Source organism: Geothrix oryzisoli (genome assembly GCF_022808865.1).
GTDB classification, from domain to species: Bacteria; Acidobacteriota; Holophagae; order Holophagales; family Holophagaceae; genus Geothrix; species Geothrix oryzisoli.
On sequence record NZ_JAKZLB010000002.1, the window covers coordinates 203,088 to 216,724 of the forward strand.

At 68.1% G+C, this 13,637-nt stretch carries 10 protein-coding genes; 6 read left to right on the top strand and 4 right to left on the bottom strand.

The genetic code is table 11. The annotated features are described in order from the left end of the window. Positions 1 to 60: 60 nt before the first annotated feature. The 4 genes from gyrA to dnaA all read right to left on the bottom strand — a co-directional run bounded on the left by gyrA (position 61) and on the right by dnaA (position 8,062). Positions 61 to 2,667: a DNA gyrase subunit A gene (gene gyrA / locus MLE43_RS05670; RefSeq protein WP_243302504.1), complete on the bottom strand. Its 2,607-nt coding sequence runs from the start codon at positions 2,665 to 2,667 to the stop codon at positions 61 to 63. Between the two features lie 54 nt (positions 2,668 to 2,721). Next, positions 2,722 to 5,283 carry a DNA topoisomerase (ATP-hydrolyzing) subunit B gene (gene gyrB / locus MLE43_RS05675; RefSeq protein WP_243302505.1) on the bottom strand — a complete coding sequence of 854 codons (2,562 nt, stop codon included), beginning with the start codon at positions 5,281 to 5,283 and terminating at the stop codon, positions 2,722 to 2,724. 48 nt (positions 5,284 to 5,331) lie between these two features. After that, a complete protein-coding gene (dnaN, locus tag MLE43_RS05680; protein ID WP_243302506.1) occupies positions 5,332 to 6,465 on the bottom strand; it encodes a DNA polymerase III subunit beta in 1,134 nt (377 codons plus the stop codon). 214 nt (positions 6,466 to 6,679) lie between these two features. Continuing rightward, complete coding sequence (gene dnaA / locus MLE43_RS05685; protein WP_243302507.1) at positions 6,680 to 8,062, bottom strand: chromosomal replication initiator protein DnaA; 1,383 nt, start codon at positions 8,060 to 8,062, stop codon at positions 6,680 to 6,682. A 232-nt stretch (positions 8,063 to 8,294) separates the two neighbouring features. Here dnaA and rpmH point away from each other — a divergent pair, with 232 nt between their 5' ends. The 6 genes from rpmH to gatB are packed head-to-tail and all read left to right on the top strand — an operon-like array spanning position 8,295 to position 13,629. Further along, complete coding sequence (gene rpmH / locus MLE43_RS05690; RefSeq protein WP_026852422.1) at positions 8,295 to 8,429, top strand: 50S ribosomal protein L34; 135 nt, start codon at positions 8,295 to 8,297, stop codon at positions 8,427 to 8,429. A gap of 10 nt (positions 8,430 to 8,439) precedes the next feature. Next, positions 8,440 to 8,808, top strand: a complete 369-nt coding sequence (locus MLE43_RS05695) for a ribonuclease P protein component (protein ID WP_243302508.1) — start codon at positions 8,440 to 8,442, stop codon at positions 8,806 to 8,808. Further along, a complete protein-coding gene (gene yidC, locus MLE43_RS05700; protein ID WP_243302509.1) occupies positions 8,805 to 10,349 on the top strand; it encodes a membrane protein insertase YidC in 1,545 nt (514 codons plus the stop codon). Before MLE43_RS05695 ends, yidC begins: the two co-directional genes overlap by 4 nt. 10 nt (positions 10,350 to 10,359) lie before the next feature. Continuing rightward, the gene (locus tag MLE43_RS05705) at positions 10,360 to 10,824 is read left to right on the top strand and encodes a hypothetical protein (RefSeq protein WP_243302510.1); all 465 of its coding nucleotides are present in this window, start codon (positions 10,360 to 10,362) and stop codon (positions 10,822 to 10,824) included. 9 nt (positions 10,825 to 10,833) lie between these two features. After that, on the top strand, positions 10,834 to 12,135 hold the full coding sequence (locus tag MLE43_RS05715; RefSeq protein WP_338029073.1) for a tRNA modification GTPase: 1,302 nt from the start codon (positions 10,834 to 10,836) through the stop codon (positions 12,133 to 12,135). A gap of 33 nt (positions 12,136 to 12,168) precedes the next feature. Next, positions 12,169 to 13,629 carry an Asp-tRNA(Asn)/Glu-tRNA(Gln) amidotransferase subunit GatB gene (gatB, locus tag MLE43_RS05720; protein WP_243302511.1) on the top strand — a complete coding sequence of 487 codons (1,461 nt, stop codon included), beginning with the start codon at positions 12,169 to 12,171 and terminating at the stop codon, positions 13,627 to 13,629. The last annotated feature ends 8 nt before the right edge of the window (positions 13,630 to 13,637 follow it).

Consider the following 13,637-nt stretch of genomic DNA (forward strand, 5'->3'; position numbering starts at 1 on the left):
TTGCCGGTCCTTTGCGCGGGGGTCCGGGGGTGTGCGCGCCAGCGCGGGACCCCTGGAGGATTACAGCCCCAATTTGGGTTGTTCGCCGCTCTCGTCGGGGCCCGGGTGGGCCGCTTCGGCCTCCAGGAGTTCGTCTTCTTCGTCCAGGGCCATGGCGCTGGCGTCGATCTTGGCCAGGCCCACCACGCGGTCCTCGGCGCTGGCCAGCTTGAGGAGGCCGACCCCCTGGGCGTTGCGGCCGGTCTTGCGGACCTCGTCGATGAGGAATCGGATGACCATGCCCTCCTGGCTGATGAGGAGGCACCCTTCCCCGGGCTTGACGAGCTTGAAGCCCACCACCTGGCCGTTGCGGACCCCGGCGCGGATGTTGATGACCCCCGTGCCGCCCCGGCCCTGGAGCCGGTAGTCCTGGAGGAGGCTCCGCTTGCCGTAGCCCTTCTCGCAGACCGTCAGCAACATGCCGTGATCCTCGGTGCTCTCGTCGGGCTCGACGCCTTCCGGCAGGTCCGGCAGGGGGTCGGCCACTTCCATGTCCACGATGTGGTCGCCCTTGGCCAGCTTCATGCCCCGCACGCCCGTGGTGGCTCGACCCGTGGCGCGGACGTCCTCTTCGGGGAAGCGGATGGCCTTGCCCTGGGCCGTGGCCAGGACGATCTGCTGGGCGCCCGTGGACCGCCGCACCGCCACCAGGCTGTTGCCATCCTCGATGTTGAGGGCGATGAGGCCATTGGTCCGGATGTTCGAATAGGCCGCCAGGCTGGACTTCTTCACGGTGCCGTCGCTGGTGGCGAAGACCAGGGTCTCGCCTTCGGGGAAGTCCCGCAGGGCCATGAGGGTCACCACGTTCTCCCCGTCCTTCAGGGAGATGAGGTTGCGGATGTGCTTGCCCCGGGTGGAGGCGGCGGCTTCCGGAAGGTCGTAAACCTTGAGGGCGTATACGATACCCTTGTCTGTGAAGGCCATGAGGGTGTCGTGGGCCTTGGTCATGAAGAGCTGCTCGACGAAGTCCTCGTCCTTGGTCTTCATGCCCACCTTGCCCTTGCCACCCCGCCGCTGACGGCGGTAGGCGGTGAGGTCCGTGCGCTTGATGTAGCCCGCCTTGGACATGGTGACGACCATGGGATCGTCGGGCACCACGTCCTCCATGCGGATCTCACCGGAGTAGCCCACGATCTCGGTGCGGCGGTCGTTGCCGAACTGCTCGGCCACCTGCTGGAGCTCTTCCTTGATGACCTTCAGGAGCAGGGACTCGTCCGCCAGGATGGCCTTGAGCCGGGCGATGAGCTTTTCGAGTTCGGCCAGCTCGTCGAGGATCTTCTCCCGCTCCAGGCCGGTGAGGCGCTGCAGCCGCATGTCCAGGATGGCCTGGGCCTGCAGGGCCGAGAGGCAGAGGCTGGGGTCCTTCTTGATCGCAGTGGCCGAGGCGAAGGCGCCCGCCATGAGGCCGGCCTTGGCCTCCTCGGGGGTCTTGGCGGCCCGGATGAGCTTGATGACCGCGTCCAGGTGATCCAGGGCGATCTTGAGGCCCATGAGGATGTGGTGGCGGTCCTCGGCCTTCCGCAGCTGGAACAGGGTCCGGCGGGTCACCACCTCGCGGCGGAACCCGATGAACTCCCGCAGCACCTCCCGCAGGGTGCAGATGCGGGGCTGGCCGTTCACGATGGCCAGCATGGTGATGGGGAAGCTGTTCTGGAGCTGGGTCAGCTGGTAGAGCTGGTTCAGCACGATGTCGCTGGGCTCGTTCTTCTTCAGCTCCACCACCAGACGGATGCCCTCGCGGTCGGACTCGTCCCGCAGGTCGCTGATGCCGTCGATCTTCTTCTCGCGGACCAGCTCGGCGATCTTCTCGATGAGGGTGGACTTGTTGACCTGGTAGGGCAGCTCCGTGAAGACCAGCTGCTCGCGGTCGCCCGCGCGCTTGATCTGCTCCACGTGGGACTTGGCGCGCACCACGCAGCGGCCGCGGCCCGTGCGGTAGGCCTCCACCACGCCCTCGGTGCCCAGCATGATGCCGCCGCCGGGGAAGTCGGGGGCCTTGATGTGGGCCATGAGGCCCTCGAGGTCGAGGCTCGGGTGATCGATCAGGTCGACCAGGGCGTGGCAGCACTCCCGCAGGTTGTGGGGGGGGATGCTGGTGGCCATGCCCACGGCGATGCCCTGGGAGCCATTCACGAGAAGGTTGGGGAAGCGGGCGGGCAGGGTCAGGGGTTCCTGCATGCTGCCGTCGTAGTTGGGGCCGAAATCCACCGTGTCCTGGTCGATGTCGCCCATCATCTCGTTGGCGAGCCGGGACAGGCGGGCCTCGGTGTAGCGCATGGCGGCGGCGGAATCGCCGTCGATGGAGCCGAAGTTGCCCTGGCCGTCCACCAGCACGTGGCGCATGGAGAAGGGCTGGGCCATGCGGACGAGGGTGTCGTAGATGGCCGAGTCGCCGTGGGGATGGTACTTACCCATCACGTCGCCCACGGTGCGGGCCGACTTCTTGTAGGCCCGGTTCCAGTCGTTGCCCGCCTCCTTCATGGCGAACAGCACCCGGCGGTGCACCGGCTTGAGGCCGTCGCGGACGTCGGGCAGGGCCCGGCCCACGATGACGCTCATGGCGTAGTCCAGGTAGGACTTCCGCATTTCCTTTTCAATTTCCAGGGGCTCGATTCGGTTCGGGTTCATGTGTCTTCCGGTGTTCTACGTGGAACTCTGCTCGACATCTTGCAAAAACAGAACTTAGATGTCGATGTTCTCCGCCAGGAGGGCGTTGGTCTCGATGAAGCGGCGTCGGGGTTCCACGGCATCGCCCATGAGGACCGTGAAGATCTCATCGGCCGCCACGGCGTCGTCCACCCGGACCTGGAGCAGCGTGCGGCGCTCGGGATCCATGGTCGTCTCCCAGAGCTGCTCGGGGTTCATTTCGCCCAGGCCCTTATACCGCTGGATGCCCAGGCCCCGCTTGCCCTCCTCGAGGACCATGGCCAGCATCTCCTCCGGGTCCGTGAACACCTGCTCCTTGCCGAGCTTGGGGGCGCCCTCCTCGGCCTCGTCGTCCCCGTCCTTGTCCTTGGGGACATCCTTGATGTCCTTGAGGCGGCGGAGCCGCAGCTCGCCCCCGCGGAACCCGGCCAACTCGACCTGCAGGGCGGCCAGGCGGCGGAATTCGCCCCAGTGGGCCACCTGGCTGTCGATCCAGAGGGTGATGGGGCGGCTCAGGTGCATGCGGACCAGGCGAAGGCGGTGGCTGGCAGGGGTGGTCACCGCGGGTTCGTCGCCTTCGGCCGGGCGCTCCTCGCCCTCGATGGTCTCGATCTCGCAGGTGCCGAGCTTCTGCTTCACGAGGGCGGCGGCCAGCTGCTCCAGCCCTTCCCGGTGTGTGAAGCGGTCCTCGTCCAGCAGGCCTTCGGCCAGTAGGGCGCGCACCAGGGGGCGGGCATAGCCGCGGCGCTCCAGCTTGCCGAAGAGCTGCTGCACCTCGCCCCACTTCTTCATCTCGCGCACCAGGGTGGCACCCTTGTGCTCCGTGCCGTCGGGCAGGCTGAGGGTCCAGCCGTCCAGGGCCTTCTGGAAGAGGAACTCCTCCAGGGCGCGCTCGTCCTTGAGGTATTTCTCCGTCTTGCCCTTCTTCACCTTGTAGAGGGGCGGCTGGGCGATGTAGAGGTGGCCGCGCTCCACCAGCTCCGGCATCTGCCGGTAGAAGAAGGTGAGCAGCAGGGTGCGGATGTGCGCGCCGTCCACGTCGGCGTCGGTCATCAGCACGATCTTGTGGTAGCGGAGGTTCTCGACCTTGAACTCCTCCTTGCCGATGCCGGTGCCCAGCGCCTGGATCAGGATCCGGAGCTCGACGGCGCCGATGATCCGGTCGAAGCGGGCCTTCTCCACGTTGAGCACCTTGCCCTTGAGGGGCAGGATGGCCTGGGTGGCGCGGTGGCGACCCTGCTTGGCGCTGCCGCCGGCGGAATCACCCTCCACCAGGAAGATCTCCGAAAGGGCCGGGTCCTTCTCCTGGCAATCCGCCAGCTTGCCCGGCAGGCCGCCCCCGTCGAGGGCACCCTTGCGGCGGGTCAGCTCGCGGGCCTTCCGGGCGGCCTCGCGGGCGCGGGCGGCCTCGATGGCCTTCTCCAGGATGGCCTTCGCCTCCCGGGGGTTCTCCTCGAAGAACGCGGAGAGCTTCTCGTAGACGATGGTCTGGACGATGCCCTTGACCTCGCTGGACACAAGACGGTCCTTGGTCTGGCTGGAAAACTTGGGATCAGGCACCTTGGCACTCAACACCGCCGTGAGGCCCTCGCGGACGTCCTCCCCGGAGAGGCTCACCTTGGCGCTCTTCAGCAGGTTGTTCTTCTCGGCGTAGGCGTTGATGACGCGGGTCATGGCGGCCCGGAAGCCCTCCAGGTGCGCGCCGCCGTCGCGGTTGCGGATGTTGTTCGTGAAGCAGTACAGGGTCTCCTGGTAGGAGTCGTTCCACTGGAGGGCCACCTCCACCGTGGTGTCCTGCTTCTCGTCCTTGATGTAGATCGGGGGCCTGTGGAGGACCGGCTTGTTGCGGTTCAGGTGCTCCACGAAGGAGCTGATGCCCCCGGCATTCATGAAGTCCTGGTTGTCTCCGGTGCGCTCGTCCGTGATGCGGATGTGGACGCCCTGGTTCAGGTAGCTCAGCTCCCGCAGGCGCTGGCTGAGGGTCTCGAAGCTGAAGTCGAGGACGTTGTTGAACACCTCGGGATCCGGCTGGAAGCGCACGCGGGTGCCGCGCCGGGCCGTGGGCCCGACGGGCTTCAGGGGGGCATCGGCCTTGCCCTGGGAGAAGGTCATGGCGTATTCCTGGCCATCCTTCCACACCGTGAGCCAGAGCTTGGAGGACAGGGCGTTCACGCAGGAGACGCCCACCCCGTGCAGGCCGCCGGACACCTTGTAGGCGTTCTTACCCTCGGTGCTGGTGTTGTCGAACTTCCCGCCCGCATGGAGCACCGTCATGATCACTTCGGCGGCGCTGCGGCCCTCCTCCTTGTGGATGTCCACGGGGATGCCGCGGCCGTTGTCTTCCACGCTGCAGCTGCCGTCGTTGTGGAGGATGACGTCCACCCGGGTGCAGAAGCCGGCGAGGGCCTCGTCGACGGAGTTGTCCACCACCTCGTAGACCATGTGGTGCAGGCCACTGCCGTCATCGGTGTCGCCGATGTACATGCCGGGCCGCTTGCGGACGGCCTCGAGATCCCTCAGGACCGTGATGTTGTCGGCGGTGTAGCTGTCGGTTTCCAGGGGGGTGTGAACACGGGCGCGGGAGACTTCTTCAGACATCAAAACTCACTTGGTTGGGTACGGTGGAATGCGGTGCTGCGGCGCCGATCAGGCGGTGGCGCTGGTGGCGAAACGGACGGGCATGAGGACATAGCGGAAGCTGAAATCCTCGAGGCTGGGGGACATGAAGACGCCCTGGCCGACTTCATCCTTGAACTGATAGACCACTTCGTCGCCCGGGAGGCGCTCCAGCAGCTCGGTGAGGTAGTCGATGTTGAAGGCCAGCTCGAAGGGCTGTTCCTCGCCCGTGAAGGGCAGCGTGGCCTGGTTCACGCCCTCGTCCGGATGCTGGAAGACGGTCCGCAGGCTGGGGAATTCGTAGAACAGGCGCACGTTCTTGTTGTAGTCGTCCTTCTTCAGCCCCACGAAGCGCAGGGTGCGCAGGAAGACCTCGCGGTCCATGATCACGCGCTTGGGCAGCTCCGCAGGCAGCACCTTCTCGTAGGCCGGGTAGTTGCCCGTGACGAGGCGGGTGCTGAACTTCAGGCCCGGCTGATCCAGGAAGAGCGTGGTGCCGTCCCAGCAGAGCTCCACCTCGCCCTCGTCGCCCAGCAGGGTGGGGATGAGGTCCAGGGCCCGCTTGGGGACGATGAGGCGCACTTCGTCCTTCAGGTTCGTGTCGCAGGGCACCTCGGCCACGGCGAGGCGGAATCCGTCCGTGGAGACCACACGCACGTGGTGCTTCGAAAGGTGCACCAGCACGGCCGACAGGGTGGGCTTGGTGGCGTCCTTGCTGACGGCAATGGAGCCCAGCTGGATGGCCCGCTTGAACCGGAGCACGGGGATCTTCACCACGGGAAGCTGTTTGCCGGGCCCTGGGAGCTCCGGGAAGCCCTCCCCGGGCTGGATGTTGTGCTCGGAGTTCATGCCCTTGGCGCGGAGCCACAGACGGCCCCCGGCGTCCGGGCATTCGAGGCTGAGGATCCCTTCGGGAAACACCCGCACCGTTTCGATGAACTTCTTGCCGGGTACGGCCATGGTCCACTCGCCCTGGCCTTCGCCCGGCACTGTGGCCTCAAAGGCCAGCTCCATGTCCGTGGCCTTGAGGATGACCTCCTTCGGCCGCACGTCCACGAGGATGTGCTGGAGGATGGGCAAGGTGACCCGGCGGTCCAAGGCGTGCTTCAGAATCCCCAGGGTGCGATCCAGACGATCCTTGGAAACCTGTAACTGAAGACTCATGAATCACCCTTGATGATGCTGAAGCCCAGGACAACCTGTGGAAAGACGTCTCAAAGCCCTATCCTACCGGAGTTTCCCTGCATGGGACAGGCTGTGGAGAACCCCTGGGGAGGTGTGGAACGAGGGGGTTTTGCGGGATTCCGGGAGGGGCTGGGGGGGGCCTGTGGATTCCCGGGGGTCCCTGCCTGTGGAAAAAGATGCAACCCTTTTTTAATCAATGAATGCTATTCAGGAGGGCCTGGACCATCCTGTGGAATTCGGAATCGCGCTTCATCCGTTCCCGCACGGAATCAATGGCGTTCATGACGGTGGAGTGGTGCATGCTAAACGACCGCCCGATGTCCGTGAACGGTGCGGAGGCGATCTCCCGGGCCAGGTACATGGCCACCTGGCGGGGCACGAGCACGGCCTGCTGCCGCGAGCGCTTCTTCATCAGGTCCTGGAAGGACAGGTTGAAGGTCTCGGCGGTCATGCGGTAGATCCGCTCCGGGGGGACGGCCGCCGTGGGCTCTTCGCCGCTCTGGCCCTGGAAGGCTGCATGGGCCACTTCCAGGGTGGGGGGGATGCCGATGAGGCTCGCCTGGAAGATGACGCGGGTGAGGAAGCCCTCCAGATCGCGCACACTGCCCTTGGCCTTGTGGGCGATGAAGGTGAGCACATCCTCGGGGATGGGGGGGACGTTCGTGAAGTCCGCATCCTCGAGCTTCTTCTTCAGGATGGCGATGCGCGTCTCGAAGTCCGGGGGCTGGATGTCCGCCGTGAGGCCCCACTTGAAGCGGGTGATGAGCCGCTCGTGGCAGCCCTCCAGGCGCTGGGGCGGCTTGTCCGACGTGAGGACAATCTGTTTCCCGTGCTGGAGCAGGTACTCCAGGATGTAGAAGATCTCCTCCTGCGTGCGCTCCATCTTGCCGAGGGTCTGCACGTCGTCCAGCAGCAGCACATCGTTCTGCTGGTACTTCTTCCGCATGGGCTCGGTGTTCTTGGCCTTGATGGCCACGGTGAGCTCGTTGAAGAAGTTGTCGACCTTGAGGTAGGCCACGCGGAGCTTGGGATTGCGCGCCAGCAGGCCCTTGCCGATACCCACCATGAGGTGGGTCTTACCGAGGCCCGCGCCGCCGTAGATGAACAGCGGGTTCATGCTGAGGGGCGTGGCGGCCTTGCCGTAGCTGTCCACCACCGCCTTGGCCGCCGCGAAGGCCAGCTGGCTGCCGGGCCCCACCACGAAACGATCCAGGGTGTAGCGGTTGAAGAGGTAGGGGAACGAGGTGTTGGGCGGCTCCACCAGGGCCGCATGGCCGCCGGATTCGCCCTTCCGGGGCGCCGCCTTCGGCTCCACCGCGGGAATGCCGGTCACCTGGAACACCAGCTGGAGGTCCGCAAGCCCGCCCTGCGCCAGGGCGTCGTTGAATTCCTCGGGCAGCTGCTGCTCGATCCAGAGTTTCGCGGCGGCGCTGGGGACCTGGATCCACAGCGTTCCGTCCTCGACCTTCAGGGGCGCGCAGGGGGCGATCCACTCCTTGAAGCTGGCTTCGGGAAGCTGCTTGGACAGCCCGAGTCGGATGGTGTCCCAGAGGGCGGCGGGATCGGCGGAGCGCATGAGTTCACCGGGTGCGGTGGTGGGGGCGGCTGTCGTGGCGGGGCGCGCAGGCGCGCAACATCGGGGGCGGGCATCGCACGCCACCGGCCACGGGAGACTCGCGGGGAGGACCCCAAATCTAGCACCCCGGGGGGTGGATGGGACGATGGAATTGGCCTTGAGCGGGAGCCCCACCGCTGATACCCTCGAAGGTTCGTCCTCCTCCCCGGGAGGGGACCCCCGAGGTGGAACCATGAAGCGCACCTTCCAGCCCAACAATCGCCGCCGCGCGAAGACGCACGGCTTCCTGAGCCGGATGAAGACCAAGAACGGCCGCCTGGTGCTCAAGCGCCGTCGCGCGAAGGGCCGCCACGTCCTGGCGGTCTGACGCCGGTCCCGTGATCTTCAAGGGCCGCTTCCGTACGGTCCGCCAGCGGGACCACGCGGTACCCACGCCCCTGCCCCGGCCGCTGCTGGGGCATGAGGCGTATCTGGACATCCGCGCCTGGCGCCGCTCCGGCGAACCCGGCCCACTCCTGCTCGTCACCTCGCCCCGGAAGACCGGTCCGGCCGTCCGCCGCAACCGCTTCCGCCGCCAGGTCCGCATGGCCTTCCTGTCGCTTTCCGGGCGACTCACCGGCCAGTCCTGGGTGGTCTGGGTGCGTCCCGCGCGGAACGCACCCCCCCTCGACCGGCTCACCTTCCGGGACATCGAGGACCAGCTCGGGCTGGCCCTGCGCCGTCTCCCCCCCACGGACACGCCATGAAAAACCGCAACGTCCTCTACTTCGTCATCGGCAGCGTGATCCTGCTGGCCGCCCAGTTCTGGCTCAGCTCGCGCTATGCCAAGCCGGTTCCGCAGGCCCAGGCCCAGCCGACGACGGCCGAGGCGCCCAAGCCCCAGGCGCCTGCGGCGCCCGCCCCGGCTCCGGCGGCCCAGGCCGCCCTGGAACCCGGCGTGAAGGCCGCGGACCCGGCCGCCACCCACACCCTGGCCACGGCGGACCTCCGCCTGACCTGGCAGGTGGCCACCGGGGCCCTGAAGCAGGCTATCTGGCTGCAGGACGGCACCCCGTTCTTCCCCGACGCCTTCCCGGGCCTGAGCGCCTTCCGGGGCGCGGGCTTCGAGACGGTGCGCGAGGAGAAGACCGCCGCGGGCACCCGGGTGATTTTCGAGAACGCCGCGGGCGACCGCCTGGGCTACCTCGTGCCCGAGAAGGGCCACGAGATCCGCGTGGAAGGGCTCTCCCCCCGGAACGCCGCCCTCCAGCTCATCACCAATCCCGGCACGGACGAGGCCGTGAAACACCTGGGCCGCGTCTTCACCCTGTCCGAGAAGTCCGTCGACGCCGTGACCTGGGCCGAGATGCTGCATGATCCCTTCTTCAGCTTCCTGGGCGCCAAGCGCAAGGAGTTGCCGCCGTCCGCCGCCCGCCTGGGCCTGGACGCGGGCGTGGAGAAGGACGCCAAGAGCCAGCGCAACCACTACTTCGCCGCACTCTGGAAGCTCCCCCGCCCGGCGGGCCGCGACGCCTCGGGCTACCAGCTGCTGCCCGAGAACGGTCGCCTGGATGCCGCTCTCTACCTGGGCCCCAAGCAGGCCGAGCCCCTCCTGGCGTTCGAGAAGCCCTTCACCCGGGTCATCGACTACGGATTCTTCGGCGCCGTGGCCCAGCTCCTCTTCTGGGTGCTGCGCATGGTCTACCGCGTGGTGGGCAACTGGGGCTGGGCCATCGTGCTCTTCACGGTGATCATCCGCCTGGCCACCTGGCACCTGAACACCAAGCAGACCATCTCCATGTTGCGCATGAAGGATTTCGAGCCGCACCAGAAGGCCCTCCAGGCCAAGTACGAGAAGTTCGGCGGCGACATGACCAAGAAGGCCGAGATGCAGAAGGAGCTCATGGCCCTCTACAAGAAGAACGGCCACAACCCCATGGGCGGCTGCCTGCCCATGCTGCTCCAGATGCCCATCTTCCTGGCCCTCTGGTCCATGCTGAACGCCGTCTTCGAGCTGCGCCACGCCCCCTTCTTCGGCTGGATCACGGACCTGTCGGCCAAGGACCCCTTCTACATCTTCCCGGTGCTCATGGGCGCGTCCATGTTCGCCCAGCAGGCCATGACGCCCGCCGTGGGCGATCCCGCCCAGCGCAAGATGATGCTGGTGCTCATGCCGGCGATGATGACCTTCTTCTTCGCGCAGAGCCCCGCCGGGCTTACGATCTACTACTTCGTGTTCAACATGATCGGCCTCGGCCAGACCTGGTGGATCATGCGCACCTATCAGCCCCAGCCCATCAAGGTCTAGGAGTCCAGCCATGCGGAAGAGCGGCGCCAGCCTGGAATCCGTACCCGAGCTCATCGCCCGCTGGACGGCCCACCTGGGCCTGTCCGTGGAGGCGAAGGCCGCGCCTTCGGGCGACGAGGAGGCCTTCCCCAACCGCCTGGCCGTGTCCGGCCCCGACGCCGGCTGGCTCGCGGCCGACCGGGGCGCGGCCCTGGATGCCCTCCAGTTCCTGGTCCACGAGGCCCAGGGCGAGCGCGATGACGCGAAGCTGGCCTACCTGGACGTGAAGGGCGCCCGCCTCTTCCGCATGCAGGAGGTCATGGCCATGGGCCGCTTCGCCGCCGACCGGGCCCGGGAGCTCGGCAGCCACACCCTCGGGGCGCTCAGCGCCCGCGAGCGCCGTTGGGTGCACCTTGTGGTGAGCCGTGAGGAGGGCCTGGGGACCGAAAGCGAAGGCATCGGCACCTTCAAGCCGGTCAAGGTGTTCCGGAAGTAGACTGGCCCGGTGGTCCCGGAACCGATCTGCGCCCCCGCCACTCCGCCGGTCCCTTCGGCGGTGGCTCTGGTGCGCGTGTCCGGGACCGGGTTGGCGGCCCGCCTCGCGCCCCTGCTGAGCCTGCCGGAGCCCCGCCGGGCCTCCCTGCGGACGCTCCGCTGGGAGGGGTTCCGAGAGCAGGCCTTGGTGTTGTTCTTCCCGGCCCCAGCCAGCTATACGGGGGAGGACCTGGTCGAGTTCCAGGTGCATGGCAACCCCCTGCTGGTGCGGCGCCTGGTGGAGCGCCTCGGTTCCCTGGGCGTCCGCCTGGCGGAACCCGGTGAGTTCACCCGCCGGGCGCTCCTGAACGGCAAACAGGGTCTGCTGGAGGCCGAGGCCCTCCGCGACCTGGTGGGGGCCGAGACCGACACCCAGATCCGGTTGGCCCAGGCCCGGGCCGGGGGCCTGCCCTCCTGGCTCCTGGAGTCCCGCCAGGCCCTGGCCCCCTGGGTGGCCCGGGCCGAGGCGGCCGTGGACTACGGGGAAGAGGAAGGCATCTTGCTGGATCTCTTGGTCTTGAACGGCGATCTCGCCCCCCTCCGAAGCCGGTTCCACGTGGAACAATCCCGCTCCCGGGCCGCGAGGCACCTCCAGGATGGCCTCCGCCTGGCCCTGGTGGGCCGCCCCAACGCCGGCAAGAGCACACTCTTCAACGCCCTGGCGGGGGAGGACCGCGCCATCGTCACCGAGATCCCCGGCACCACCCGGGACGTGCTGGAGGTCCGCTGCGAGTGGCGGGGCCTGCCCCTCCGCCTGTACGACACCGCCGGCCTGCGGGACACGGAGGATCCCGTAGAGCGCCTCGGCGTGGCCCGGGTGCACCCGGTTCTGGAGGGGGCGGACCTGGTGCTGCACCTCTGGCCCGCGCCGGACCCTGCGCCGGATCCGGTCCTCCAGGCGGCCCTGGCACCCTTCGCGGGCAAGGTCCTGGAGGTCCGCACCTTCGGGGACTTGGCCGGGGCCCCGGGCGTGGCCATCGCCGCCCACCAGGGGGACCTGGATGCCCTGGAGGTCGCCCTCCGGGACCGCATCCTGGGTGGACTGGCGCCCGATGCCTGCCTGGGGGCCCTGGCCACGGCCCGGCAGGTGGCGCTCCTGGACGACCTGGCCCGGCAGCTGGACCTCCTCGCCGGCCTGGCGCCCGGATGCCCTCCCGAGTTGCCGGCGTCCCTGCTCCAGGGGGCCTGGGGCCTTCTGGCCCGCCTCACGGGCGAGGATCGGGCCGAGCGCACCCTGGATGAACTCTTCAGCGGCTTCTGCCTCGGGAAATAGGCCCGGCGAAGTAGACTGGCCCGGGGAGGCTGCGTGAAGCCAGGGTTGGAAGCCATCATCGGTCTCGAGGTCCATGTCCAGCTGAGGACCCGGTCCAAGATGTTCTGTGCCTGCCGCACCACCTACGGGGCCCCCCCGAACACCCAGACCTGTCCCGTCTGCCTCGGACTTCCGGGCGCCCTGCCCGTCCTCAACCGCGAGGCCGTCCGCCTGGGCCTGGCCCTGGGCCTGGCGGTGGGGGCCCGGATCCGCGAGCACAGCACCTTCTACCGGAAGCAGTACTTCTACCCGGACCTGCCCAAGGGGTACCAGATCACCCAGGGGCCGGTCGCCCTGGTGGAGGGCGGGGCCCTGGAGATTCCCGGCGACCCGGTGGTTCGGGGCGCGGCCGGACCGGTGCGCATCGGCCTGGAGCGTGCGCACCTGGAGGAGGACGCCGGCAAGAGCAGCCATGACCAGCGGCCGGACGCCACCCTGGTGGATCTGAACCGGGCGGGCATCCCGTTATTGGAAGTGGTGGGATCACCAGACTTGAGAAGTCCCCAAGAGGCCTCTGACTTTCTGAAGGCCTTGCACCGCCTGGTGGTCTTCCTGGGCCTTGGCGAGGGCAACCTGGAGGAGGGTGGTTTCCGCTGCGACGCCAACGTCAGCCTGCGCCGGGTCGGGGAAGCCGCCTATGGCACCCGGGCGGAGGTGAAGAACCTCAACTCCTTCCGTTTCGTGAAGCAGGCCCTGGCCTTCGAGATCGAGCGGCAGGCGGCCCTGCTGCAGGCGGGTGGCCGCGTGGCCCAGGAGACCCGGGGCTGGGACGCCGAGAAGGGCGAGACCCGGGCCCAGCGGAGCAAGGAAGCGGCCATGGACTACCGCTATTTCCCGGAGCCGGACCTGCCGGCCCTGGCGGTGACCGAAGCCGAGATCACCGCCGTGCGGGCTGCCCTGCCGGAGCTGCCGGAGGCGCGGAGCCGCCGCTGGCGCGCGGCCTTCGATCTGGGCGAGGAGGAGATCGCCACCCTGCTCCAGGACCCCGCCTTCACCGGGTACTTCGAGGCGCTGGCCGTGGCCTGCGGCAACGGCAAGGCGGCCGCCACCTGGATGCTCGGGGAGGTGAGCCGAACCCTCAACGAACAGGGACGGGGCATCGGGGCCTTTCCCGTGCCGCCGGAGGCCCTCGGGGAGCTGGTGGGCCTCGTGGAGGCCCGCACGATCAGTTTCGGCACGGCCAAGGAGCAGGTCTTCCCCGCCCTCCTGGCGGGCGAAGGCAGCGCCGGGGCCATCGTGGCCAAGCGGGGGCTCGCCCAGGTCAGCGACCGGACAGCCATCGAAGCCCTGGTGGCCCAGGTGCTGGCGGCGAACCCCGGCCCCGTGGCGCAGTTCCGGTCCGGCAAGACGGGGCTCCAGGGCTTCCTCGTGGGCCAGGTCCTGAAGGCCGGCGGCGGCCGACTGGACCCCAAGGTGGTGAACGAAGTGTTGGTCGAGGGACTGGCCAAGGGCTGATCCGCACC